Genomic DNA, 26433 nt, shown 5'->3' with positions numbered 1-26433 from the left:
GAGATTCATCATGTCAGAAAAAATTCAACTTTCCGTAAGCGATCGTAAAAAAGTTTGGTGGCGTTCAACCTTCCTTCAAGGTTCATGGAACTATGAGCGTATGCAAAACTTAGGTTGGGCTTATGCAATGATCCCAGCTATCAAAAAACTTTACACTAAAAAAGAAGATCAAGCTGCTGCTCTTGAGCGCCACTTGGAATTCTTTAACACACACCCATACGTTGCATCACCAATCCTTGGTGTAACTCTTGCCCTTGAAGAAGAGCGTGCTAATGGTGCTGAAATCGATGACACAGCTATCCAAGGTGTGAAAATCGGTATGATGGGACCTCTTGCTGGTATCGGTGACCCAGTCTTCTGGTTTACTGTTCGTCCAATCCTTGGTGCACTTGGTGCCTCACTTGCACAATCTGGAAATATCATGGGACCAATCATCTTCTTCTTTGGTTGGAACGCAATCCGTATGGCCTTCCTATGGTATACACAAGAATTTGGTTACAAGGCTGGTAGCGAAATCACTAAAGACATGTCTGGTGGTATCCTTCAAGACATCACTAAAGGTGCTTCAATCCTTGGTATGTTCATCCTTGCCGTTCTTGTTCAACGTTGGGTATCTATCAACTTCACCGTTGACCTTCCTGCAAAACAATTGTCAGAAGGTGCTTACATCGTCTTCCCAGAAGGCACTGTAACTGGTACTGAACTTCAAGGTATCTTGGGTGACGCCCTTAGCGGACTTAGCCTTTACCCAACTCAAGCACAAACATTGCAAGGTCAGTTGAACAGCTTGATTCCTGGTTTGATGGGACTTCTCCTTACTTTCCTCTGCATGCACTTGCTTAAGAAGAAAGTAACACCAATCACAATGATTATCGGTCTCTTCATCGTAGGTATTCTTGCTCGTTTCTTCAACATTATGTAATCAAGGACCCCGCTCTTGCGGGGTTTTATGATATAATGAATATCTAGGGAGAGAGCACTATGGCACAATCACAAAATACAAGCGTTGAACTACAAACCACAGGGGTTTCCTACATGGGCTTTGGTGGCAAGGTTGGTAAATTTCTAATTGGTGACAAGGCACTTGAATTCTACCCAGATAGCAACGTTGAGCGTTATATCCAGATTCCTTGGTCAGAAATGACTAGCATCGGTGCTAACGTTTCTGGCAAAGCAATCAGCCGTCATTTTGAAATTTATACAGAGAAAAGTCGATTCTTGTTTGCATCTAAAGATTCTGGTAAGATTCTTAAAATTGCTCGTGAACATATTGGCAATGAAAAAGTTGTGAAATTACCGACTCTTATGCAAACAATCGGCAGAAAAATTTCGAATCTATTTGCCAAAAAATAAAAATTCAAGTATAATAGTAGAAACGGATAAGTAGCTTCTAGCTCCTTCCAGAAAGTCTGCGGTCGCTGTGAGCAGATAGGAAAAAGTTGTGAAATTCTACCGTTATGAAATTATCAAAATACAATCAAGTGCACAGAATGTGAAGCTGGATGGAACCGCGGTAAATATCGCTCCAGCATCTCTCATTCTGTGTTTTTTTATTCTAAAGGAGACATCTATGCTAGATATCAAACGTATTCGTACAGATTTTGACGGAGTGGCTACCAAATTAGCTACTCGTGGTGTGGCTGCCGAAACCTTGGCAGACATCAAGGAATTGGATGCAAAACGCCGTGAAATCTTGGTTACTGTAGAAGAATTAAAAGCTGAACGTAACACAGTTTCAGCAGAGATTGCCCAAGCAAAACGCAACAAGGAAAATGCTGACGACAAGATTGCTGCCATGCAAAAACTGTCTGCCGATGTAAAAAACTTGGATGCTGAACTCTTGGAAATTGATGAAAAACTAAATGCCATCCTTGCAGTTCTTCCAAATACACCGCACGACTCTGTCCCTGTTGGTGCAGATGAAGAAGAAAACGTGGAAGTTCGCCGCTGGGGAACGCCTCGTGAATTTACCTTCGAGCCAAAAGCTCACTGGGATTTGGGCGAAGACCTAGATATTCTGGACTGGGAACGTGGCGCAAAAGTAACTGGTGCACGCTTCCTCTTCTACAAGAACTTGGGTGCTCGTTTGGAGCGTGCCCTCTACAACTTCATGTTGGACGAGCATATCGTAGAAGGCTATCAGGAAATCATCACACCTTACATGGTCAACCACGACTCTATGTTCGGTACTGGTCAATATCCAAAGTTCAAGGAAGATACTTTTGAGTTGGCAGACACTAACTTTGTCCTCATCCCAACTGCGGAAGTACCATTGACCAACTACTACCGCAACGAGATTTTGGAAGAAAAAGACCTGCCAATCTACTTCACAGCCATGAGCCCATCTTTCCGTTCTGAAGCTGGTTCTGCTGGTCGTGACACCCGTGGTCTTATCCGCCTTCACCAATTCCACAAGGTTGAAATGGTCAAATTTGCCACACCAGAGCAATCTTATGATGAATTGGAAAAAATGACCGCAAACGCAGAGAATATTCTCCAAAAGCTAGGCTTGCCTTACCGCGTTTTGGCCCTCTGTACAGGTGATATGGGATTCTCAGCTGCTAAGACCTATGACTTGGAAGTCTGGATTCCTGCCCAAAATGCCTACCGTGAAATCTCAAGCTGTTCAAATACCGAGGATTTCCAAGCTCGTCGTGCCCAAATCCGCTACCGCGATGCTGCTGACGGCAAGGTTAAATTGCTCCACACCCTTAACGGCTCTGGTCTAGCAGTTGGCCGTACAGTGGCTGCCATCCTTGAAAACTACCAAAACGAAGATGGTTCTGTCACCATTCCAGAAGTTCTCCGTCCATACATGGGTGGGGTTGATGTGATTAAGCCATAACCTATCCCAAGAAAAAAACAAACATCATGACGATGCTTGTCTGCCATTAACCCACTGATTATTCGGTGGGTTTTGTCATATTCAGATAAGGTTCTAGTAGAGAAAAGCCGTTAGTCAAGCGTTTTCGCAGCTCCTCTTCAGAGGCAGTCGTTCTAAATGGTACATCATACTTGACCAGTACTTTTCGAACGCGTCCTGCTTCGACGGCTTCTAGTAAAATCTGCCTATTCTCCTCAGTTCCATCCAAGCGATAAAATACCTTTCCCTCTTGCACCCAGTAATCAAGTGGTGCCTGAATCGGGCAGTTCAGCACACGGTTTTGCTGAAAAAGAGAGGTCTCTACCTTCTTTCGCTCAATGAAGCTAACTTCTACTGAAATCCCCGCTTCAGCTCCCTTACCATACAGACGAATGGCGAAAGCTGGGGCCGACGGACTAGCAGAGGGTAGGCGGTAATAGGTCCAAAAATGCGGTCTGCAAATCTGGGCTTGGTTCATCCATTGACTAACTCTTTCTGGCACAAAGGGACTGACTTGCTCAGCTAAGGCTAAACTTAATGTCTGAAACTCCTTGCGTGCTGCCTGTGCTAAGTTTCTTAAGGTTGTCATGTCGCTTACCGAAGCTCCTGCCTTTTCAGGCTTGCAATAATGAACTCCTTGATAATCCAAGTATCTATGACACTGTTCAAGCATCTGAACCTCCTATCCACTTCTCCATATAGACCATATCCATGCCTTCCTGCTCAGGCTCGGTTTTGATAGCCTTATAGCCTAGACTTTCGTAGAAAGCGACCAATCTAGGCTCCTGTAAAACCGTACAGAGTACCCACCGCTTGACTGTCGGATAGAGTTGTTCTAACTCTAACATGGCCTTATGACCATAGCCTTTTCCTCTGTGGTCTGGATCAATGCCAATCAGACCTAGCCAACCCTGGTCTGCATCTTCAGCGACCGTTGTTCGTACCAGTCCGACTGTCTGACCCTCTTCGACAATCTTGTAGTAGTTGCAATTTGGTCGTGCAAACCGTGATTGGAAGTAGTCCATAGTTTCAATGGCAGGGTTGTATTGGTCCTGATAGGTTTCATACAAGGCTGCAAATGCTCGGTGTTGAATGGGCAATAATTCTTCTGCGTTTGATAGATCTGCTTTTACTAACATGGAAAACCTCCTGAAAATTATTTTATCCATTGTATCAAATCTAGCAAAAAAATACTAGGTCTTCCTAGTATTTTCTAAAGCGTTGATAACGGTTTTCGAGTAGTTGATCAAGTGGCAAGGCTTGTAGTTGAGCCAACTGGCTGACCAGATTTTCCTTGATGTCAGACAAGACTTCCTTGGTCGCTCTGCCATTTTCCAAAACAACCCGATCGACCACTTGGAATTTCTCCAACTCATAGGAAATGATCTTCATGAGTTCTGCTGCTTCCATGGCCCGACTGCCGTCTTTCCAGAGGATAGAGGCGAAGCCTTCAGGGCTGAGGACGGCGTATATGGAGTTTTCCAGCATCCATACCTGGTCTGCGACTGCCAGGGCAAGTGCTCCACCAGAGCCTCCCTCGCCGATGATAATGGCGATAATGGGTACCTTGAGGTCGCTCATCTCCATGAGGTTGCGGGCAATTGCCTCGCCCTGTCCACGCTCCTCGGCACCAACACCTGGATAGGCTCCAGCGGTATTGATAAAGGTGACAACGGGACGACCAAACTTCTCCGCCTGCTTCATAAGGCGAAGGGCCTTGCGGTAGCCTTCTGGGTGAGGCTGACCAAAGTTGCGTTTGAGGTTGTCCTGGAGATTCTTCCCTTTTTGGATACCGATGACTGTCACCGGCTGATCGGCTAGAAAGCCGATACCACCCACTACAGCTTCGTCATCGCGGAAATTCCGATCGCCGTGCAGTTCGATAAAGTCATCAAAGAGTTGTGTGGCATAGTCCAAAGTCGTCAGGCGAGCTTGGTCACGTGCCAAACGGATCATACGTGCTACATCACTGGTCATCTGACACCTCCATGCATTCTCAACAAGCGACTAATGGTCGCTGGCAAGTCCTGACGCTTCACAATGGCATCGACAAAGCCGTGTTCTTGTAAAAATTCAGCCTTCTGGAAATCGTCTGGCAGATTTTCCCGAACAGTTGACTCAATAACCCTACGGCCTGCAAATCCAACCAGAGTCTGTGGCTCAGCCAGGATAATATCGCCTTCCATAGCAAAACTAGCCGTCACACCTCCTGTTGTCGGGTCTGTCAAGACCGTCAGGTAAAAGAGGCCAGCATTGGAATGGCGTTTTACAGCCGCCGAAATCTTAGCCATTTGCATCAGGCTCATAATGCCTTCCTGCATCCGAGCACCGCCAGATGCGGTAAAGAGGACAACTGGCAGTTGCTCCTCAATAGCCAGTTCAAAGAGGCGGGTGATTTTCTCACCGACCACTGTTCCCATTGAAGCCATGATAAAGTGAGAATCCATGATTCCAAGGGCAACTGGTTGTCCGCCGATTGTCGCCTTTCCTGTCAAAACAGCTTCGTCTAAACCTGTCTTTTGACGGGTGGCTGCCAGTTTTTCTAGATAATTAGGGAAGTCCAAGGGATTTTTGGTTTCAATCCCTGTAAACAATTCCTCGAACGAGCCTTTATCGACTGTCAATGCCAAGCGTTCCTGGGCTGTAATCCGGAAATTATAGGAACAGTGTTGACAGGTTTTCTCTGGTCCCAAATCCTTCTTGTAGAGGATTTCCTTACAAGCTGGACATTTGGAAAAGAGTTCATCTGGCACCTCTGGCTTTGCTTGAGGTGCTGACTCTATCCGCGAACGATTGGGGTTGATGCGGATATATTTGTCCTTTTTGCGAAACAAAGCCATAGCATTCTCCTAGTTTACTTTTTTATCGTCATTTAGTTTTTCTTTTATTACTTCGATGAGTGAAAAGCTCCAGTGGAGGTTTTCAGCCTACCACCTTTGATTTAAAGAGTGGTAGTTTGAAACTCCGTTTCCTTATTTCCAACTTCAAACACTCCACTGGACGATTGAAATTGCTTGCAGCTTTTGATGCGAACTTTGTTCGCTCTATTTCCAACCTCCAACTATCCACCAGATAGTTGGAGCGAGTACTAAAAGTAAACTAAAAGACTATAATTCTGCTTGATAGCGGGGTAAAAATTCTTCCATGAGGTAGGCGGTGTCGTAATCACCAGCCACCACTCGTTTGTTGGAAATCAAGTCCAGCTGGAAGTCAGTATTGGTCACCACTCCGTCAATTTCCAATTCGTAGAGGGCTCGCTGCATCTTCATCAGGGCTTCAAACCGATTTTCCCCATGCACAATAACCTTGGCAATCATGGAATCATAATATGGCGGAATGGTGTAGCCTGGATAAACTGCCGAATCCACACGCAAACCAACGCCACCACTTGGCAGATAAAGATTGGAAATCTTACCTGGACTTGGGGCAAAATTGAAGGCTGGATTTTCAGCATTGATACGGCATTCAATGGCATGGCCTGTAATCTGCACATCTTCTTGGCGGACGCTGAGTTCCTGACCAGCCGCAATCTTGATTTGCTCCTTGACAATATCCACACCGGTAACAAATTCGGTAACTGGATGTTCCACCTGTACCCGTGTGTTCATTTCCATGAAGTAAAATTCGCCCTTGGCTTCGTCCAAAAGGAACTCAATGGTTCCCGCATTTTCATAGCCAACTGACTGGGCAGCCCGTACCGCTGCTTGACCGATACGGTCCCGCATGGTTTGACCAATGGCGATAGACGGAGCTTCTTCCAAGACCTTCTGGTTGTTGCGTTGAAGGGAACAATCCCGTTCTCCCAGATGAATGACATGACCGTGCTGGTCCGCCAAAATCTGTACTTCGATGTGGCGGGCTGGATAGACGACACGCTCCATATACATGGATCCGTTGCCAAAGGCTGCCTTGGCTTCGCTGGAAGCCGATTCGAAGGCAGGCACTAGGTCTTCGGCTTTTTCCACCTTACGAATCCCCTTACCGCCACCACCTGCCGATGCCTTGAGCATGACAGGGTAGCCAATCTTTTCAGCGATTTCAAGGGCTTCTTGGCTGGTCAAGACCTCACCGTCTGAGCCTGGAATGACAGGCACTTGAGCCTTAATCATCTCTGCCCGAGCATTGATTTTATCCCCCATGGTATCCATGACCGTCCCAGAAGGGCCGATAAACTTGATGCCGACCTCTTCACAGAGGGTGGCGAATTTGGAGTTTTCACTCAAAAATCCAAAGCCAGGATGAATGGCCTGGGCACCTGTCACAACAGCCGCCGAGATGACCGCCTGCATATTGAGATAGGAATCTGTCGAACGAGCAGGTCCGATACAGACAGCCTCATCTGCCAACATGGTATGGAGGGCTTCCTTGTCAGCCTCTGAATAGACAGCCACCGTCGCAATCCCCAACTCCCTGGCCGCACGAATAATCCGCACCGCAATCTCACCACGATTGGCAATCAAAATCTTCTCAAACATGATGAATCCTATCTCCTTTTTAACATAGAATAATTGTTATAACAATCACAGTCCTTAACTAGTTTGAAAAATAAAGGACTGTTTCATACTCAATGAAAATCAAAATCAGGCTAGCTCCAAAGGTTTGGGAAACCTTTGGAGGTTGGAGATAGAGCGAACGAAGTTCGTTTCTCCAAGAGCAGATAGCCCCCTGCACTTTCTTATTTTATGGTAGCAGGCTGTCAAGCTCCACTGGAGCTTGACACTCATCAAATCAAGTCAATAACGGCTGAGTTTGATTTTCGAAGAGTATTATTTTCCAATAGCAAAAGTCAACACCCCCGACGCAGCCAGTTTTCCGTCCACTTCTGCCTTTGCCTCAACGACCGCAATGGTTCCGCGGCGTTTGACAAATTTAGCTGTCATGATCAACTGGTCACCAGGTACAACTTGCTTCTTAAATTTAACCTTATCCATGCCGGCATAAAAAACCAGCTTGCCCTTGTTTTCTTCCTTGGACAACTCCAAGACACCTGCGGTTTGTGCCAAAGCCTCCATGATGAGAACACCTGGCATGACAGGATAGTCTGGGAAATGCCCGTTGAAGAAGGGCTCGTTAATGGTCACATTTTTGAGGGCGACAATCTCATCTTCCGATACTTCAAGGACACGATCGACCAAGAGCATTGGATAGCGATGAGGAAGAGCCTCTTTAATTTTCAAAATATCAATCATTTGATGCGTACCAATCCTTGTCCAAATTCTACAACGTCCTGGTTAGCCACCAAAATCTCTGTGACCACACCGTCACGGTCAGCAGGCACTTCGTTCATGACCTTCATGGCTTCGATAATCATGAGGGTCTGCCCTTTTTTGACCGTGTCACCTACTGCTACAAAGGCTGGCTTGTCAGGGGCTGGTGACAAATAAGCCACACCGACCAAAGGACTTTCCACCACTGCACCTTCTGCCACAGGGCTTGAGCTGGCTTCTGCTGGAGCTGGCTCACTGGTTTCAACTGCTGGCACAGGGGCTGGGCTTGCAGGAGCTATTGGAGCAAGCGGAGCTTCTACTGTTGGACTCGGAGCCGCTGTCGCCTGCTGGTTTTTACTGAAATGCAAGGTTTCCCCAGCATTGCTATATGAAAATTCTCGCAAACTTGACTGGTCAAACTGACTCATCAAGTCCTTTATTTCTGTAATATTCACTTAAGCCTCCCAGCGTTTGAAAGCAATCACCGAGTTGTGACCTCCAAAGCCAAATGTATTTGAAATGGCATGGCGGATTTCCATATCACGCCCTTGTCCATAAATGACATCTGCTTCAATATCTTCAGATAATTCTGTCGTACCAGCTGTCTTTGGCGCGTAAGAATGACGCATAGCCTCAATGACAGCTGCCGCTTCAACTGCACCCGCAGCCCCCAACAAGTGACCTGTAAAGGACTTGGTGGAAGAAACTGGCGTGTTCTTGCCGAAGACGGATACGATAGCTTGGCTTTCCCCTTTTTCATTAGCCGGTGTCGAAGTACCATGGGCATTGATATAGTCAATATCAGCTGGCTCTAAACCTGCTTCTGAAATGGCCAACTTCATGGCCTTAATAGCACCCAGACCTTCTGGATGTGGAGAAGTCATGTGGTAAGCATCGCAAGTATTTCCATAACCAACGATTTCAGCCAAAATCGTCGCTCCACGCGCCTCTGCGTGTTCCAAACTTTCCAATACTAAAACCGCAGAACCCTCTCCCATGACAAAACCATTGCGGTCCTTGTCAAATGGAATAGACGCACGTTCTGGATCCTCAGTTGTCGACATAGCTGTCAAAGCTTGGAAACCACCGATTGCAAACGGAGTAATGGCTGCTTCTGCTCCACCTGCCAACATGACATCTTGGAAACCAAACTTGATTTCACGGAAGGCTTCTCCTAAGGCATCATTTGATGAAGCGCAGGCTGTGATGATACACTTGCAGACACCATTTGCACCGACCTGCATAGCAATATTTCCAGCCGCCATATTTGGCAAGGCTTTTGGAAGAGCCATGGGACGAATGCGTTTTGGACCTTTTTCATTCATACGAGCAACTTGCTCTTCAATTTCCAAAATACCACCGATACCTGTTGATAAGATAACGCCAAAACGATCACTATCCACTGTCTCTGTATCCAGCTGTGCATTAGCAATCGCTTCTTTAGCTGCATAGAGTGCGTAGAGCGAGTAATTATCGTAGCGATTTGTATCTTTTTTAACGAAATATTTGTCAAAAGGAAAATCTTTTAACTCCGCTGCATTCAGTACGCTGTACTCGCTGGTATCAAACTTGGTAATCTTTCCGATCCCAATTTTCCCTGCTTTCAAACTATCCCAGAATTCCTCTGGCGTATTTCCGATTGGAGATGTCAGACCGTAGCCTGTTACTACTACACGATTTAATTTTGTCATTTTCAGTCCTTTCTCATTAGGAAACTTACTGCATGGTCAAGCCGCCGTCAACCGCAATCACCTGCCCTGTTAGATATTCTTGCTTGGCAAGGAATACCGCAACATCAGCTACTTCTTCTGTCGCACCAAAGCGTTTCATAGGAATTTGTGCAGTCATAGCTTCTTTAATCTTGTCAGATAAAACATCTGTCATATCAGACTGGATAAAGCCCGGCGCAATCGCATTGACACGAACATTTCGCCCTGCAACCTCACGGGCAATGGCTTTAGTAAATCCAATCACACCTGCCTTAGAAGCAGAATAGTTGGCCTGTCCAGCATTTCCAATCAAGCCAGATACACTTGATAGATTGATAATAGCACCCTCACGAGCCTTTGTCATTGGTTTCAAAACAGCCTGCGTCATATTAAAAGTTCCAGTAAGATTTACCTTCAGAACCGTATCAAAATCCTCTTCTGTCATACGAAGAGCCATACCGTCTTTGGTAATCCCTGCATTGTTGACCAAAATATCGACGCTACCGAGGGTTTCGATGGCTTCTGCCACCATTCGTTTGGCATCTTCCGCGCTTGAAATATCTCCTGAAATAGCTAGGACTTTCACATCGTAATCTGCAAAGCTATCCAGAATATCTTGCCCTAATTGACCACGACCGTTCAGCACCACATTGGCACCAAGACTGGCAAACTTATGGGCAATGGCCAAGCCGATTCCTCGACTTGAACCTGTTACAAAAACATTTTTATTTGTTAATTCCATGATTCCTCCTCATGATTTGTTTAATACTATTTGTAGCCCCGCTATATCTTCAATTGCTACAACATGCGCTGTCTTATCGATTTTCTTGACAAATCCTGATAAGACTTTACCTGGACCGATTTCAATAAAGTTAGTCACGCCAGCTTCCTGCATGGTTGCGATTGACTCATAGAAACGGACTGGTTCCATCACTTGACGGGTCAAGAGGGACTTGATGTCCTCTTTTTTCATGACCTTGGCTTCTGTATTACCGACCAGCTCTACTTGGAAGTCCGCAAATTCCACCTGCTCCAAGGCCTGAGCCAGTTGCTCCGAAGCTGGTCGCAGAAGAGCCGTATGAAAGGGGCCAGACACATTGAGTGGAATCATCCGTTTGACACCTGCTTCCTTCAGCAATTCAACCGCCTCATCCACTGCAGCCACCTCGCCTCCGATGACGATTTGGACTGGTGTGTTGTAGTTGGCTGGGGAAACAATCCCAGAGGTAACTGACGAACAGACTTCTTCTATCAAGTTGACATCTGTGTTGAGAACAGCAACCATCTTACCAGTTCCTGCTGGCGCAGCCGTTTCCATATATTCACCACGCTTAGCAATCAGGGCAATCGCATCTTCAAAGGCCAAAGCTCCCGATGCCACCAGAGCTGAATATTCTCCCAAGGATAGACCAGCTACCATGTCGGGTTTTATTCCCTCTTCTTCCAACAGTCGAAAAATAGCCACAGAAGTAGTCAAAATTGCCGGTTGGGTATAGCGAGTCTGATGTAATTTATCCTCTTGATTGTCAATTAGGTCGCGAATGTCATACCCCAGAATCCGACTAGCCCGGTCAAACGTTTCTCTAACTATCGGGTAATATTCGTAAAGGTCGCGAGCCATCCCCACTGTCTGAGCCCCTTGACCTGCAAAAAGAAAAGCTGTCTTTGTCATCCTATTCTCCAACCGAAGCCCAACGGCTTGCCTCTTCTCTAATCACTTTGGCTGCTCCATAATAGATGTCTTTCAAAATATCTTCACAAGATTCTTCTTTAGAAACCAGACCAGCAATTTGACCAGCCATCACGGAGCCATTTGTTACATCACCATCAACAACTGCATTGCGGAGTGCTCCCGCACCAAGTTCTTCAATAGCATCTGCCGAAATTTTACCTGCCAAGAAATCTTTCTCTGCAGCTGCATAAGCAGATGACAACTTATTCTTGATAGCTCTCACAGGATGTCCAACAATAGAAGCAGATACAGTTGTATCAATATCCTTAGCTTTTAAAACTTTTTCCTTATAAGCCTGATGGGCATTGGACTCTGTAGCTACTACAAAACGAGTTCCAACTTGCACCGCTTCTGCACCCAACATGAATGCTGCTGCTGCACCTGCACCATCTGCAATACCTCCAGCAGCAATAACAGGAATAGATACGGCTTCAACAACCTGACGAACCAAGGTCATGGTGGTCAATTTACCAATATGACCTCCGGCTTCCATACCTTCAGCAATAACAGCATCTACCCCTAATTTTTCCATGCGTTTCGCAAGGGCTACACTCGGCACAACAGGAATAACTGTAATCCCTGCAGCATGGAGACGCTCCATATACTTCCCTGGATTTCCTGCTCCTGTGGTGACAACTTTCACACCTTCTTCGATGACCAAGTCAACGATATCGTCCGCAAATGGTGATAGAAGCATGATATTGACACCGAAAGGCTTGTCTGTGATAGACTTCACCTTGTCAATATTTGCCTTAACCACTTCTTTAGGAGCATTTCCCCCACCGATAATGCCCAGACCACCAGCATTTGAAACTGCACCAGCCAAGTCACCGTCAGCCACCCAGGCCATACCACCTTGAAAAATTGGATACTTAATATCGAGCAATTCTGTTATTTTCGTCTTCATAATTCCCTCATCTTTTTTTCTTGCTTACCTAATCATTTGAATATCAAATCATTAGGTAAACAAGTGAAGGATTGCCCCCTCACTCAAAAAATAGTTTGATATTTCAATGTTTTGATTATCAAAGTATTTAATTTAAGAAAAATGCTAAACAGCACTTTTCTTAGCCATCCTCTTCCTTATATTATCTTTGAAATAAGGAGAGGAATACTATAGTCTTTCAGTTTGCTTTTAGTACTAGGCAACGAGCTGTAGATAGCTTCAATAGTCCAGTGGACTATTGAAGGTTGGAAATCGTACTTACGATAGCAAGTAACATTCGTAGAGTACGGCATTGCGAGTTCAAATAAACAAAAGTTTATTTGAAGTTGGAAATAAGGAAACGAAGTTTCCTCATTCGTTGACGTAATAAAAGGTAAACTGAATGACTATAATTATTTTGTTTTTTCTTCAACGTAGGCAACCAAATCGCCTACAGTTGTCAAACCTTCTTCCGTATCGATTTGGATGTCGAATGCATCTTCGATTTCAGAGATAACTTGGAAAAGATCCAATGAATCTGCATCCAAATCTTCAAAGGTTGTTGTAAGGGTTACTTCTTCAGCATCCTTACCCAATTCTTCAACGATGATTTCCTGTACTTTTTCAAATACTGCCATGATAAATGTCTCCTTTTGGAAAATAAAATATTTTAATCTTGCCTAGGGCAAGGAATTAACTAAAGTTGTAAGAGTAGAGTTCCCCATGTGAGGCCTCCACCGAAACCAGCCATGAGAACAGTCTGGCTTCCATCCAATCGCAACATTCCGCTCTCTACACATTCTGATAAAAGAATAGGAAGACTTGCTGCGCTGGTATTGCCATATTTATCCATATTTGCTGGAAATTTTTCACGCGCCACTCCCAATTTACGAGCCATCTTATCTAGGATCCGTATATTGGCTTGATGGAGCAAGAAATAATCAACGCAATCCACAGTCATATCAGCTTGTTCTAGCAGCTCTGCCATGGTTGCCGTAACATCCCTCGTAGCAAATTCAAATATAGCTCTGCCCTCCATTTGGATAAAGGGTTCCTGACGGCTTTGTGTCGAGAATGGCGTCTCTTTCTGGTCTATCCCTGCTGTCAGACTAGCACCTCGACCGCCATCCGTTCGCAAGATTTCTGCTAAAAAGCTCGGTTGCTCACACGCTTCCAGCAAAACTCCTCCAGCACCATCTCCAAATAAAACAGCCGTTGATCGATCCGACCAGTCGACAGATCTAGATAGAGTCTCTGCTCCAATGACAAGTCCTCTCTTATAGACTCCTGAAGCAAGCAATTTTTCCGCTGTTGATAGCGCAAAAACAAATCCTGAACAAGCTGCAACGAGATCATAGGCGAAAGCCTTTTTCGCGCCAATTGCTGCTTGAACCATAGCTGCCGTAGATGGCATTGAAGCATCTGGAGTAATCGTTGCTACGATGATGAAATCAATTTCACTAGCATCTAGCTGAGACTTTTCCAGTAATTTTCTAGCCACTTGACTAGCCAAATCACTCGTCGTCTCTCCAGTAACAATGTGCCGTTGACCGATACCTGTACGGCTACGAATCCACTCATCACTGGTCTCCATTCGTTGAGCCAAATCATCATTGGTCACAATCTTCTTCGGAAGATAGTGGGCCACCTGACTGATTTTAGCATGGTTTCTCATTTCAAATCCTCCAAGAAGTGATAGAGTTTCATGAGTCCTTTCTTCATTACCTGATACTCTGCATCATCCATACCATCTGTAATCTGCTTAACCATTTCATTGTGAAATCGTTGATGCAAACGATAGACCAGTCGACCTTTTTTGGTCAGGTAGAGATGAACAACTCGCCGATCTTTGGTCGAACGAATACGTTCCACGTATCCTTTTCTTTCCAAATTGTTCAAGCTAGTTGTAACAGTACCTAAGGTTACCATCAAAGTCCGAGCAACATCACTCGGAGTAGCTCCATCAATACTTCCTATCACATCAATCGTGTGCATTTCCTTAATCGAAATATCATTGAATCGGCTACCACGCAGACTTGTTTCTTCAATCACCAACACATTGTTAAAAATGGCCGTTAGATATTCATTTACTTTTGGATCTTCCAAAACAGGCCTCCTTTACTTTGATAGTCAAAGTATAAACCATAAAACTTTGATTGTCAAACATTTTTTACTAATTTAAAAATTAATCTCCCGTAAACACTGGTCTACGTCGTTCTGCATGCGCTCGAACTCCCTCTTTAAAATCCTCTTTATAGGCTAATGTTTCTTGCAAATCCAGCTCTAATCGGCGATAAGACTCCCAGTCTTTAAATTGACTTTCCCATGTCAGTTGTTTGATTGCTGCATAAGAATTTACTGAGCTTCGCAAGAGTTTTTTTATGACCTGGGCAACCGTCTTTTCTAGTTTTTCTGGCTCTGCCAATTTATAAATAATCCCATATTCTAAAGCCTTATCCGCTGATAAGCCCTCTCCAGTCATCGCCAAGTGACTAGCACGATTTGCCCCAATAGCACGACTCAGTAGAAAGAGCCCCCCCGCATCCGGCGCAAGTCCAACACCTACAAAGGCTTGGATGAATTTTGTCTTGCTGGAGGCAATAACAAAATCAGCTGCCACCGCCATATTAGCCGCGGCTCCAGCCACTGCCCCATCTGTCACCATAATGACCACTTTAGACAATTTCTTCATCGCAAACGAAATATCATTCACCAGCTCTGCTATTTTTACCAAAGAAGCAATATCATCATCATCAACTGCACGCTTCATCTCAACTAAATCTCCACCCACTGAGAAAATGGAACCCTGTGCTTGAATTTGTAAAATTTTGACGGAGGCATCCCCTTCTGCAAGGCGGATTGCTTCTAAGATTTCTTCACACATAGGAATATTAAAACCATTTGCCACTTCCGGTCTGTTTAAAGTTAGAATCGCTACGGAATCAATTACTTCATAACGAATTGTTTGGTAGACCATTCCCTTGCTCCTTTCAAAATAGTTTGATAATTGAAAGATTTGAACATCAAATTTCAAATTCTTGTTTTCCATTGTAACACAGTTTTTACAATTGTCACTTTTTTTCTAGCAAGGAAAGTGTGACGTCCGAAAAAGAGGGGGGCTATCATCAAAATATAAAATTTAGATATGCTAGAAAATAACGTGTCTAAGAACCTACATTCACACGCAAAGCGCCTTGGCTTTTTCGCTCATCAAGGCAATTTTTGAGGGAAATACTGACTGTATTTTGAAAAAAACAACCTCAATATGCAATTCTGAACTGTAAATATAGGCTCTAAGTTTAATTTACAACTTTCATTTTTTCACGTTAATACTTTTGGAAGATTTAACTGGATTCTGAGCTATAAATACCATTTTTCACCGAGAACTAATACTTGGACTACAATATAATATTTCTTAAAATCGCAATAAATCAAAGGCATCTTCAAGATTGTCTACCAATCTATCTGCTTTTGACTGATCAATTCCATAATGCTGGTCTCGAATTGCCCAAACTGTCAAACCTGCTTTTTTAGCCGCTTCAATTCCCTTAGCACTATCTTCAAATACTAAAATGTCCGATTTAGCCACTCCTGTTGCACTGGCTGCTTTCACATAAACTGCGGGATCTGGTTTTGGGGCCTCACAATCCATCGCTGAGAAAACATGACTAAAGTGAGAGCGTATACCAGCATCTAGTAGAGCACGTTCGATTTCTGAACGGTCGGTATTTGAAGCCAAAACTACAGGAATACCTTGGATAGTTAATCTCTCCAATACCGCTTTAACTTCAGGAAAAATCCTCTCTGCATAAGGGGTTGGTCGCTTTTCTTTATACACACGATATTCTTCTTCCAAGGCAGGGACATCCCAGTTATCATAATCATCCCCTAAAATCCGTTGCCAAATTTGACTAGCCCTTCCACCGACAAATATAGATGGATCCAAATGATCAACCGATAAACCTTTTGTCGCTAAAAAATTCACTCGACGTTGAAAATAGAATGTTTCAGTATCAAAAAGTACACCATCCATGTCGAAAATAATTGCTTTTACCATACTCTCGCCTCCTATTACTTTAATTGTAACACAGTTGAAAGAAAAAAATATTTTTCTGAAATTTTCATACTTACCTCTTGTTCGTTTTTCGATAAAATTCTTGGCAAGATTTATCTGAACATACTGACAATTTCATATCATTCTGCTATAATAGAAAAAAATATCCAAGGAGATGAGAATGAAAGTTATTAAATTTGGGGGAAGCTCACTTGCTTCAGCTGGACAGTTAGAAAAAGTTTTCAATATTGTTCAATCTGATTCAGAACGTCGCTTTGTTGTTGTGTCTGCACCTGGAAAACGCAATGCCGAGGATACTAAAGTTACTGATGCGTTGATTAAATATTATAAAGAATATGTTAACGGAAAAGATGTGACTGCCAGTCAAGAATGGATCATCAACCGCTATCAAGCAATGGTTGACGAACTTGGTTTCACAGCTAACAGCATGAAGAAAATCGCAGACAGCATCATCTCTTTGGCCAGCCTACCAATTGATGATAACGAATTTCTTTACGACGCTTTCTTAGCAGCTGGTGAAGATAATAACGCCAAATTGATTGCCGAATATTTTACCCACAGAGGATTGCCAGCACGCTATGTCCATCCTAAAAAAGCTGGTATTATTGTCAGCTCCGAACCAGGAAATGCTCGCATTTTGCCTTCCAGTTATGACAAAATCGAAGAGCTTCGTGATACAGATGAAGTACTCATTATCCCAGGATTCTTCGGTGTAACTGTTGATAACCAGATTTGTACCTTCTCACGAGGTGGATCGGATATTACAGGTTCCATCATTGCTGCCGGGGTTAAGGCTGACCTCTATGAAAACTTTACAGATGTCGATGGTATTTTTGCTGCCCATCCTGGCATCATAAAAAATCCACATTCAATCAAAGAATTGACCTATCGTGAAATGCGAGAATTAGCTTATGCAGGTTTCTCCGTCCTTCACGATGAAGCCCTCCTTCCTGCCTATCGCGGGCGGATTCCATTGGTTATTAAAAATACCAATAACCCAACTCACCCTGGTACCCGAATTGTACACAAACATACCGAGCAAACAGTTCCTGTTGTCGGTATTGCTGCAGACGATGGTTTTGTCAGCATTAACTTGTCTAAATACTTGATGAACCGTGAAGTTGGTTTTGGTCGTAAGGTATTGCAAATTCTCGAAGATCTCAATATTCGCTGGGAGCACATGCCGACCGGGATTGACGATTTATCCATCGTAGTCCGTGAGCGTGAATTGACTCCTATTAAGGAAGAAGAAATCCTTCGTCAACTCAATACGAAAATGGAAGTTGACAAGGCCGAAATCGAACATGGTTTATCTATTATCATGATTGTTGGTGAAAATATGAAGAGCCATGTCGGTGTAACAGCTACCGCTACCACCGCCCTCTCTAAACAAAATGTCAACTTGGCAATGATTTCACAGGGAGCCAGTGAAGTTTCTGTTATGTTCGTTGTCAAAACCGAAGAAAAGAAACGCGCTCTGCACGCACTCTATGAAGCTTTTTTTAACGAGCAATAATCACAACGAGGTCGATCATTTCCCTCTTCATACTCTTCGAAAATCAAAATCAGACGTTGTTGACTTGATTTGATAATTGTCAAGCTCCAGTGAAGCTAGTCTGATTTTAATTTTCATTGAGTAGCAATTAAAATTTGAATAAACAAAAATAGCTTAGAATCAACGTTTCTGACGATGCAATTCTAAGCTATTTTTTTAGGCTTTTTATACGAAAGCTCAAAGTTAGTGTCAACATCTCAGCGCAGTGGTTGATTGGGTTTAACAGTCCAGTGGACTATTTTAGCCCGAGCCAACTGCTTGGAAGTGAGGGGAACTCTTTTTGACCTAGTCGAATCTTTCCCACTCCCCTTACATCGAAGTAATAAAAGTCAACTAAATGACGATATTTGTATTATAGACAATATCTAGGTGACACTTCTCTAATATTTTATCCTTCTATTCTAGCGAAAGAGGCGTATTATCGTCACTTTTACTATCGCTGTTATTCAAAAATTCGAGGTAGGCGATCTGTCAAAAGACAAACCACCTCGTAATTTATGGTTCCGATGCGATCAGCCCACTCCTGAACAGAGATCGTTTTATTTCCATCTTGACCGATTAGGGTGACTTTTTGACCAAGTGGATAAGCATGAGGTAAACGAATGGTGATCTGGTCCATCGAAATACGCCCTACAATTTCACAGGCCTGCCCATCAACTAGAACTGATAAGCCCTGTAAACTTCGTACGAGACCATCTGCATATCCTATCGGAACGGTCGCAATCCATTCTGAATCGGTGCTGTGATAAGTAGCTCCGTAGCCAATTGTTGTGCCAGCTTCAACCTGCTTTACATGAACAATTTCAGATACGAGAGATAAGGCTGGTTGAACCTCAAACGGGAGTTCTAGTACTCGTCCACTTGGATTAAGTCCATAAAGAATGTTTCCCAAACGAACCAGGTTAAATACTGTATCAGCATGCCAAATGCTTGTTGCTGAATTGCTGGCATGAATCCAGCGCGGAGTAATTGGTAGAACATCCAAAAATTCTTTAAAAACAGACAGTTGACACTCGAAGTGCGCCTGATCAACCTCATCCGCAGTAGCAAAATGAGTATAAACCCCTTCGATGTCATACTCTAATTCTTCAAGGATAGCAATCGCTTGTAGCAAATCGGCTATTTTTCTAAAACCAATCCGCCCCATACCAGTATCTAGCTTAAGATGGACAGTTAGACCAGATAAATCAACCTCTAAGTCTTTTGCATCTTGCAACCAGTCCAGACTGGCAACTGTCACACTGATATTGAGTTGATGAGCTACTGGTAAAAAACGTACAGGAACCACTCCTAAAATCAAGATAGGATGCTCGATACCCGCTTTACGTAACTCTAATGCTTCATCCAAATTCGAAACACAAAAACCAGCTGCTTGACTGGATAACTTTTTCGCTACCGCAACAGCTCCATGACCATAAGCATTCGCCTTAACAACAGCAAATGCTTCGGTCTTATGGGGCAAGTTGGTCATTACTTGCTCGAAATTTTCCGCAATCGCATCTAAGTTAACCCGAATTTGCGTGGGTCGATGTTCACTTTCAATCATCTTTCTCCTCCAAAATCACACTAGCTTGTACAAAATTTCCTGAATGGCTAATGCTGAGCCAAATATTCCCATCAAAGGGACTCTTCGTCACATAGGGAACTCCTTTGCTGGTATTCAGAATTTCAATATCATGAAATCCTATCTTACCAATACCTGTCCCCAAGGCCTTGGTCAGCGCTTCTTTGGCTGACCAACGTCCAGCTAAATATTCTAACTGACGGCGACCGGACAGGCTTTGATACCGTTCAAATTCTTTCTCTGTGAGAATCTTTTTGGGAAACCCTTGGTGTTTGATTCTGGCACTTTCAATCGCCTCCATCTCCTGAAGGTCAATGCCATGTCCTACTATCATTAATCTGTCTCCTTTTGCATAGTCATTTCATTTATCAAAATAAACGAACTGACTCTAGTGACTTGTCTAAAAATTGCAAAAGGACTGGACAGCCGTCCAGTCCACGCGTCATTCCTATTTACGGCCGTGACAATTTTTAAATTTCTTACCCGACTGGCATGGGCATGGATCGTTACGATCAACACCTTCAAAAGATACATTCTCCTGAATTGCATGCGATTGGTTCGGCATAATATTCTTAACAGCTGTCGTATGTGCTTCTTGACTTGTACGCTCACGCTCAATATTGTCATGAATTTGCGCCTTCATCATCAAGCGGGTTACTTCAAACTCGATAGCCCCAATCATATCGTTAAACATAGTAAATGCTTCTGATTGATATTCAACGATTGGATTGTTTTGAGCGTATCCACGAAGACTGACTGCATTGCGCAATTGATCCAAGGCATCAATATGGTCTGTCCATTTGTTATCCACAACACGAAGGATAAGAACTTTCTGGAATTCGCGTACACGTTCTTCATCGCGTAATTTTTTCACTTGCGAATCATAGACTCTCAAGGCACGTTCATAGAGCTCTTCGACAATCTCTTTCTGATTCATTGCTTCAAAAGTAGCTTTACTCAAGGTATCATCTTCAACGAGATTTGCATGCGCAAATTTGATAATTCCATCAATAGCTTCATCTTTCGAACCAAGGAAATGACCAGCAACTTGGCGTTCAATCGTCCGTTTCATCATCGCTTTGATTTCAGGAGCCAAATCACGGTCAGCAGTAATAACATCCTGGCGTTGGCGATAGATGATTTCACGTTGCTCACGCATCACATCGTCATATTGAAGGACTTGTTTACGTGAGTCGTAGTTGTTCCCTTCCACACGCTTCTGAGCAGATTCAACTTGACGTGTCAACATTTTAGACTTGATAACAGACTCTTCTTCTGTTAGATTCATACGCTCCATAAATACTTTGATGCGTTCTGAACCAAAGCGTTTCATCAAGTCATCTTCAAGAGATAGATAGAATTGTGATTCACCTGGGTCACCTTGACGACCTGAACGTCCACGAAGCTGGTTATCAATACGACGACTTTCATGGCGCTCAGTACCAATAACACATAGCCCACCAAGTTCACGTACACCTGGACCTAACTTAATATCGGTACCGCGTCCCGCCATGTTGGTCGCAATAGTGACCGCACCACGCTGACCAGCATTCATAATAATCTGCGCTTCACGATAGTGGTTTTTAGCATTCAATACTTCGTGAGGGACACCTGCAGCTACCAATTTTTGAGAAATCAAATCAGAAGTTTCAACCGCAACTGTACCGACCAAGACAGGTTGCCCTTTCTCATAGCGTCTCTTCACATCCGCAATAACGGCATTGAATTTGTATTCTAGACTTGGATAGAGTAAATCTTCGTGGTCAACACGCGCGATTGGGCGGTTAGTTGGGATTGGTACAACACGGATGTTGTAGATTTCACGGAATTCTTCCTCTTCTGTTTTACCAGTACCCGTCATCCCTGATAATTTTTTATACATACGGAAAAGGTTTTGGTAGGTAATAGAGGCACTTGTCTTAGACTCGTTTTGAACCGGTACACCTTCCTTAGCTTCGATGGCTTGGTGAAGTCCATCAGAGTAACGACGACCTTCCATCGTACGACCTGTAAATGGATCGATAATCATGACCTCTTGGTCTTCATTGACCAGATAGTCAATATCATAGGTCATGATGTAGTTGGCACGAAGCGCATTATCCAAGAAATGGGTAATGGCTACATTTTCAATATCGTAAAGGTTATCTAACTTGAAGAATTTCTCTGCCTTGTCAATACCTGAATCAGACAGACCAATCGTTTTAGATGGAATGTCAATGATGTAATCTTCTGTTGTCAAAGATTTAACAAGATTATCTGCCAAGAAATACAACTGGTTTGTTTCAGAACCTTGTGCACCAGATACAATCAACGGCGTACGAGCTTCGTCAATCAAGATTGAGTCAACTTCATCGACCAAGGCGTAATTGAGAGGACGTTGAACCATGTCTTCTGCACGCACAACCATATTGTCTCGGAGGTAGTCAAAACCAATCTCTGAGTTGGTCGAATAAGTAATATCGCAGTTATAGGCCTCACGTTTTTCCAAGGGGGATTTAGCAGCTAAGTTGATACCAACTGAAAGACCAAGCCATGAGTACAATTCACCCATTTCAGTCGCATCACGAGTAGAAAGATACTCGTTAACCGTCACTACGTGAACACCTTGACCAGACAAGGCATTCAAATAAACAGGCATCGTTGCAGTCAGAGTCTTACCTTCACCTGTACGCATTTCTGGAACGTCACCGTTGTGAAGAACGATTCCTCCCATAACCTGAACCTTGTAGGGATAGAGACCCAATACGCGACGAGCTCCTTCACGGACTACCGCATATGCTTCGTACAAAAGATCGTCGAGGGATTCACCGTTATTGTATCGCTCCTTAAATTCTGCTGTCTTAGCTTGCAACTGTTCATCAGTCAGCGCTTCCATTTCATCGGCATACGAGAAGACCTTGTCTGCCATTTTCTCAAGTTTTCTTAGCTCTCCCTTATCATTTTCAATGAGAGAACGAAGTACATTTGTTACCATATCATTCATCCTATTTCAGTTTTAGTCAATAATATATTGTAGCAGAAAACTAGGCAATTTTCAAGGTTTGGCACTAGGATACAGCCTAAATAAATGAAAATGCTAGCTTAATATTACTATTTTTACCACAAAACACCTCCTAGTCACAATAACTCCTAGGAGGTGAAAAATTTATGAAATTTTAAATGAGGAATCTGCGATATATCGGAGATTTAGAAATTCATTAAAAGCTCAGTTATCATATTATTCAGTTAATAAAAGCTCACATGAATAATTTTCTACACAAAGGTAAATATTATCTTCAACCTGTATTAATATATTATTTTCCTCGAGAAAAATATCTCATGAAGAAACTAGTAGATAAAGCTACCCAAATTGTTACTAAGCTGTTAAGTACATTTTCCGAAGTAAAGACCTCTTTTTTCTCTGTCTCTTGATTCTCAATTGTTGCATTCGAATCAACCACTTTTTCTTCCTCAACAGGATTATTAATACGTTCAGGAGAAGTCGGCACTTTCGCCTCACTAGCTACTGCACTTCTCTCTTGAGGAGAAGTTGCAACGCCTACAGGCTCAACTGTTGAAATTGCTTCTTCAAACAATGTCGCAGATAAAGACTGAGGTTGAGGCACCGCGGCTGAACCAGCATCTTGAACATGAATATCTGATGTCGGAACAGAACCTGCCTCATGAGTATTTGCTTCAACTCCATTTGGCATAGTTACAGCTACTTCTCTGTCTAAATATTCAACTTTAGGAACCTCTAAAGTAAGTGAGGCAGAACTTGTTTGTGGAGCAGAAACCGGTGAGTCAGCTACTTCTTGTCTAGCTACCACCACCTCTGTAGAAATAGTTTCCGATGAAGGTTGGGATGCTGAACTACTCTCAGCTACACTTTGTTCTGTTACTTCTGTTGCCGCATCTGTAGGAGCAATTTCTGATGAAGTTGGGATTTCAGAACTTACTTGTGGAGCAGAAACCGAAGTTCCAGCCATTTCTTGACTAGTTGTTACTGCCTCTGTAGAATTTGTTTCCGGTGAAGTTGGGGATGCTGAATCACTCTCAACTACACTTGGTTCTGTTACTTCTGTTGCTACATCTGTAGGTGTTGTTTCTGATGAAGTTTGGATTTCAGAACTTACTTGTGGAGCAGAAACTGATGATTCAGCCATTTCTTGACTAGCTACCACCACCTCTGTAGAATTTGTTTCCGGTGAAGTTGGGGATGCTGAATCACTCTCAACTACACTTAGTTCTGTTACCGCCTCTGTAGAATTTGTTTCCGGTGAAGTTTGGGATGCTGAACTTACTTGAGGAGAGGAAACTGTATTAACCTGCGCTTCACTCGATTCTTTGGATGCAACCTCAACATGTGGTAATTTAGCATCACTTTCTTCCTTAGAATCAACTGTATTCTGAGCTATTTCTGAACTCGGTGAAACCATCTCTGTATTTCCTAAAGATGAAGGCTCTGTTTTATCCTCTAACTCAGTTTTGGCTTGTAGTGCCTTAGGAGCTGGTGTTTGTTGAGAAGGAGCAGCTGAGATTGTATCCTGTGTTGAAGAATTTCCTTCTAGAAGCTCCTCAGATTGCTGTGCAGAATTAACACTTGGAGCTGAAGCATCCTTGGAATTTTGGGTGACTTCATCAGAATTAGCTTGTTTTTCTTCCTTCAAAGGACTTAATTGATTTTCAGAAACATTGTGATTGTCTTTGATAATGGCAGGATCTTCTTGAAGCTTTTTACCCTCCATTATTGCCAGATAAGTTTTATAATCATCTCCGTCTTCAAAATTTGCTGCAGCCTCTTTATCTAATTGCGATAAGAAACCTTTATTATTTTTCATAGAATTTTTAATTTCAGCAAATTCTTTTTCCGTGATATTTACAGATTTATTCAACTTGTCAATATCAGATACCACTGATTTCAAAATATATTCATAGCCATTTTTATGATCTAAATTTAAATCTTTTTTCTTTGCCTCTTCTATTTTTTCTTGCAAAACTTTGTAAATGTCTAATAAATGTTTTTTATTTTCTTGTGACACATATTTTGGCTCAACATATGCAATATGATCCAAACCAACCAAGGACTTTTCTTTGTTGAACAACAGTAAATCTGCTGTTTTTTGCCTCATAGCCCATTCTTCATATTCCTTGTTAATAACCATATAGTTATTTTGGCCTAATGGCAGTTTTTCTAGCTCTTTGCTATCAACTTCTTGATAACTATCTTTCCCGATATCATTAAAATGCTGGTCCGAATAAACAGTTTTCTGACCAATTCCTCGTACCCCTGTTGCGTCGATAGTATGCCATTTTCCATCATAGAATACTCGAGTTGTTGCGTGAGCGTCACCTTTAGCATTTACTCCTGTAACCACATAGGCTGGGAACCCCATAAAATTAAATGCTCGTGCCGCCGTTGTACTAAAACCAACACAGGTTGCTAATTTTCTTTGAGTAACAGCAAACAAATCTGAGGCAAAATAGTAAGATAAACCAGCTTTATTAATTCCAGTTGTATTAGCAGCCTCCCAATCATAATGAACCTTATTAGCCATGCTTAAAACAAAAGTTTTAACCTTCTCACTATCTGTTGGTTGAATACTAGCTTTTGATTCTTGAATCATTTTAAGAATCGTATCATCATTGGCAGCAAAGAGGTTTTTAGTAACATTCATTTTATTGACTATGTCGCTTACCCTTGCGTCTCGACCAAAGCCAAAATGACTATACTCGTTAAAAAATTTATTGTCAACAGAATACCCATGAGAATAGATTGTCAAGTTGTCATTCAGTACTCTAGCATGATTATCAGCTGTTTTGAGACCGGCAGCATCCAATAACTGTCTTTTGGTTGATTCAACATGAATTGGAAAGAGCGCATGAATCCTTTGAGCTGCATAATTTGTGATAGTATTATTCAGATTAGCTTGGTCACCTCTAAATTGTAATTCCTGAACTTTCTGCTTATACTCTTCTGGGCTATTAACAAGAATATCACCCTTGTTCATAACAAGAATATGTGGAGATTCATGAATATCTTGAGTAACTTTACCATTGATTACCAAAAAATCGTGGTTTTTACCAAATTCCTCTAGTTCTTTCCGAGTAGATAATGTCCCAACTCGATTCTCCAGTCCTAATTTAAAAACATTGAATCGTCGGTCCAAGGGGTATTCGTTTAATTTTTCGGAAAATGTTTTCCAGTCCAGAACCTCTATTTTATTGGTATTTTTTTGTGATTGTAAATGTGAGTTTTCATCTGCAAAAACAACCGGTTGTGATGCTCCGATAGATGCAAGCGCAAGAACCGAAGTAGAAAGGGTAAGTGTCAAAATAAGCCAGCGCTTACCATGCTGTTGAATTGGAATCATAAGTCCTCCATATAAATACTTCTGAGAATAATTTCCCAGCCTAAAATTTGCATTCCAATTGTAACACTTTTAACTATCTTTTTTCTGCCATCTATCTGTGCTTTTCCTGTTTTTATAGACTTTAGTGTCTCCGCATCATTACTTTAGATATAGCGTTTTCATACAATTGGGAAACAACAACTTTCCTCTGGTTAAAAAACATCACTGCACTATCGCTAATAAAAAGATTTTCAACCTTGCTCATGAATAATCATCAAGAGTTGTGGAACTTGTTTTTCTTTTTCATACCCGATGAACTCCAACAATGGCCAACTCTAATCTTTTATAGACAATATGTAAAGACCCCCAGTTGAGAATTCGTGGATTTACCTGTACACTAGAATAAAAAAACAATCAACTTCTAACAGGAATTACCACACTCAATTGGAGGTCTTATATGTTTCATTTTAC

24 protein-coding genes are annotated in these 26433 nt (G+C 42.7%); 4 read left to right on the top strand and 20 right to left on the bottom strand.

The annotated features are described in order from the left end of the window. Nucleotides 1-10 precede the first annotated feature (10 nt). From K5Q29_RS00120 to serS, 3 genes are all read left to right on the top strand, one after another. Entirely contained in the window at nucleotides 11-922 is a 912-nt protein-coding gene (locus K5Q29_RS00120; RefSeq protein ID WP_044681166.1) for a PTS system mannose/fructose/sorbose family transporter subunit IID, read from the top strand. 59 nt (nucleotides 923-981) lie between these two features. Further along, a complete protein-coding gene (locus tag K5Q29_RS00115) occupies nucleotides 982-1353 on the top strand; it encodes a DUF956 family protein (RefSeq protein WP_012027688.1) in 372 nt (123 codons plus the stop codon). A gap of 217 nt (nucleotides 1354-1570) precedes the next feature. After that, entirely contained in the window at nucleotides 1571-2845 is a 1275-nt protein-coding gene (serS, locus tag K5Q29_RS00110) for a serine--tRNA ligase (protein WP_105138983.1), read from the top strand. A gap of 58 nt (nucleotides 2846-2903) precedes the next feature. Here the strand turns inward: serS and K5Q29_RS00105 are convergent, their stop codons facing one another. The 16 genes from K5Q29_RS00105 to K5Q29_RS00030 form a co-directional block, all read right to left on the bottom strand. Beyond that, nucleotides 2904-3536: a hypothetical protein gene (locus K5Q29_RS00105; protein ID WP_105138984.1), complete on the bottom strand. Its 633-nt coding sequence runs from the start codon at nucleotides 3534-3536 to the stop codon at nucleotides 2904-2906. Then, nucleotides 3529-4002: a GNAT family N-acetyltransferase gene (locus K5Q29_RS00100; RefSeq protein WP_105138985.1), complete on the bottom strand. Its 474-nt coding sequence runs from the start codon at nucleotides 4000-4002 to the stop codon at nucleotides 3529-3531. The genes K5Q29_RS00105 and K5Q29_RS00100 overlap by 8 nt, the downstream gene beginning before the upstream one ends. Nucleotides 4003-4066: 64 nt before the next feature. Further along, nucleotides 4067-4840, bottom strand: a complete 774-nt coding sequence (locus tag K5Q29_RS00095) for an acetyl-CoA carboxylase carboxyl transferase subunit alpha (RefSeq protein ID WP_105138986.1) — start codon at nucleotides 4838-4840, stop codon at nucleotides 4067-4069. Beyond that, complete coding sequence (gene accD, locus K5Q29_RS00090; RefSeq protein ID WP_105138987.1) at nucleotides 4837-5703, bottom strand: acetyl-CoA carboxylase, carboxyltransferase subunit beta; 867 nt, start codon at nucleotides 5701-5703, stop codon at nucleotides 4837-4839. The genes K5Q29_RS00095 and accD overlap by 4 nt, the downstream gene beginning before the upstream one ends. A gap of 267 nt (nucleotides 5704-5970) precedes the next feature. After that, nucleotides 5971-7338 carry an acetyl-CoA carboxylase biotin carboxylase subunit gene (locus K5Q29_RS00085; protein WP_105138988.1) on the bottom strand — a complete coding sequence of 456 codons (1368 nt, stop codon included), beginning with the start codon at nucleotides 7336-7338 and terminating at the stop codon, nucleotides 5971-5973. A 291-nt stretch (nucleotides 7339-7629) separates the two neighbouring features. Next, nucleotides 7630-8052, bottom strand: a complete 423-nt coding sequence (gene fabZ / locus K5Q29_RS00080) for a 3-hydroxyacyl-ACP dehydratase FabZ (protein WP_024378919.1) — start codon at nucleotides 8050-8052, stop codon at nucleotides 7630-7632. Continuing rightward, nucleotides 8049-8525, bottom strand: a complete 477-nt coding sequence (gene accB, locus K5Q29_RS00075) for an acetyl-CoA carboxylase biotin carboxyl carrier protein (protein WP_105138989.1) — start codon at nucleotides 8523-8525, stop codon at nucleotides 8049-8051. The genes fabZ and accB overlap by 4 nt, the downstream gene beginning before the upstream one ends. Then, the gene (fabF, locus tag K5Q29_RS00070) at nucleotides 8526-9761 is read right to left on the bottom strand and encodes a beta-ketoacyl-ACP synthase II (protein ID WP_105138990.1); all 1236 of its coding nucleotides are present in this window, start codon (nucleotides 9759-9761) and stop codon (nucleotides 8526-8528) included. It lies immediately after the preceding gene. 25 nt (nucleotides 9762-9786) lie between these two features. After that, the gene (gene fabG, locus K5Q29_RS00065; protein ID WP_024412946.1) at nucleotides 9787-10521 is read right to left on the bottom strand and encodes a 3-oxoacyl-[acyl-carrier-protein] reductase; all 735 of its coding nucleotides are present in this window, start codon (nucleotides 10519-10521) and stop codon (nucleotides 9787-9789) included. 9 nt (nucleotides 10522-10530) lie between these two features. Continuing rightward, complete coding sequence (gene fabD / locus K5Q29_RS00060) at nucleotides 10531-11451, bottom strand: ACP S-malonyltransferase (protein WP_105138991.1); 921 nt, start codon at nucleotides 11449-11451, stop codon at nucleotides 10531-10533. A 1-nt stretch (nucleotide 11452) separates the two neighbouring features. Then, a complete protein-coding gene (gene fabK / locus K5Q29_RS00055) occupies nucleotides 11453-12418 on the bottom strand; it encodes an enoyl-[acyl-carrier-protein] reductase FabK (RefSeq protein ID WP_002938889.1) in 966 nt (321 codons plus the stop codon). A gap of 431 nt (nucleotides 12419-12849) precedes the next feature. Next, nucleotides 12850-13074: an acyl carrier protein gene (locus K5Q29_RS00050; protein WP_002938891.1), complete on the bottom strand. Its 225-nt coding sequence runs from the start codon at nucleotides 13072-13074 to the stop codon at nucleotides 12850-12852. A gap of 59 nt (nucleotides 13075-13133) precedes the next feature. Beyond that, complete coding sequence (locus tag K5Q29_RS00045) at nucleotides 13134-14111, bottom strand: beta-ketoacyl-ACP synthase III (protein WP_099832534.1); 978 nt, start codon at nucleotides 14109-14111, stop codon at nucleotides 13134-13136. Beyond that, nucleotides 14108-14542, bottom strand: a complete 435-nt coding sequence (locus tag K5Q29_RS00040) for a MarR family winged helix-turn-helix transcriptional regulator (protein WP_012775319.1) — start codon at nucleotides 14540-14542, stop codon at nucleotides 14108-14110. The genes K5Q29_RS00045 and K5Q29_RS00040 overlap by 4 nt, the downstream gene beginning before the upstream one ends. A gap of 79 nt (nucleotides 14543-14621) precedes the next feature. Further along, nucleotides 14622-15413 (bottom strand): enoyl-CoA hydratase, encoded by a 792-nt coding sequence (locus K5Q29_RS00035; RefSeq protein ID WP_105138993.1) that lies wholly within the window; start codon nucleotides 15411-15413, stop codon nucleotides 14622-14624. A gap of 438 nt (nucleotides 15414-15851) precedes the next feature. After that, a complete protein-coding gene (locus K5Q29_RS00030; RefSeq protein ID WP_024412224.1) occupies nucleotides 15852-16493 on the bottom strand; it encodes an HAD family phosphatase in 642 nt (213 codons plus the stop codon). Between the two features lie 178 nt (nucleotides 16494-16671). Between K5Q29_RS00030 and K5Q29_RS00025 the strand changes: the two genes are divergently transcribed. Then, nucleotides 16672-18027 carry an aspartate kinase gene (locus K5Q29_RS00025; RefSeq protein ID WP_002942489.1) on the top strand — a complete coding sequence of 452 codons (1356 nt, stop codon included), beginning with the start codon at nucleotides 16672-16674 and terminating at the stop codon, nucleotides 18025-18027. 481 nt (nucleotides 18028-18508) lie between these two features. Here the strand turns inward: K5Q29_RS00025 and alr are convergent, their stop codons facing one another. From alr to K5Q29_RS00005, 4 genes are all read right to left on the bottom strand, one after another. Then, complete coding sequence (gene alr, locus K5Q29_RS00020) at nucleotides 18509-19612, bottom strand: alanine racemase (protein ID WP_105147686.1); 1104 nt, start codon at nucleotides 19610-19612, stop codon at nucleotides 18509-18511. Next, nucleotides 19605-19964 carry a holo-ACP synthase gene (gene acpS, locus K5Q29_RS00015; RefSeq protein WP_012027718.1) on the bottom strand — a complete coding sequence of 120 codons (360 nt, stop codon included), beginning with the start codon at nucleotides 19962-19964 and terminating at the stop codon, nucleotides 19605-19607. Before acpS ends, alr begins: the two co-directional genes overlap by 8 nt. Nucleotides 19965-20078: 114 nt before the next feature. Beyond that, nucleotides 20079-22604, bottom strand: a complete 2526-nt coding sequence (gene secA, locus K5Q29_RS00010) for a preprotein translocase subunit SecA (protein ID WP_002938259.1) — start codon at nucleotides 22602-22604, stop codon at nucleotides 20079-20081. 319 nt (nucleotides 22605-22923) lie between these two features. Next, nucleotides 22924-25983, bottom strand: a complete 3060-nt coding sequence (locus tag K5Q29_RS00005) for a transglutaminase domain-containing protein (RefSeq protein ID WP_105138995.1) — start codon at nucleotides 25981-25983, stop codon at nucleotides 22924-22926. Nucleotides 25984-26433: the final 450 nt, after the last annotated feature.

This window comes from Streptococcus sp. 2018037 (genome assembly GCF_019754195.1).
GTDB classification, from domain to species: domain Bacteria; phylum Bacillota; class Bacilli; order Lactobacillales; family Streptococcaceae; genus Streptococcus; species Streptococcus hashimotonensis.
This window is presented reverse-complemented; position numbering and strand designations above follow the sequence as displayed.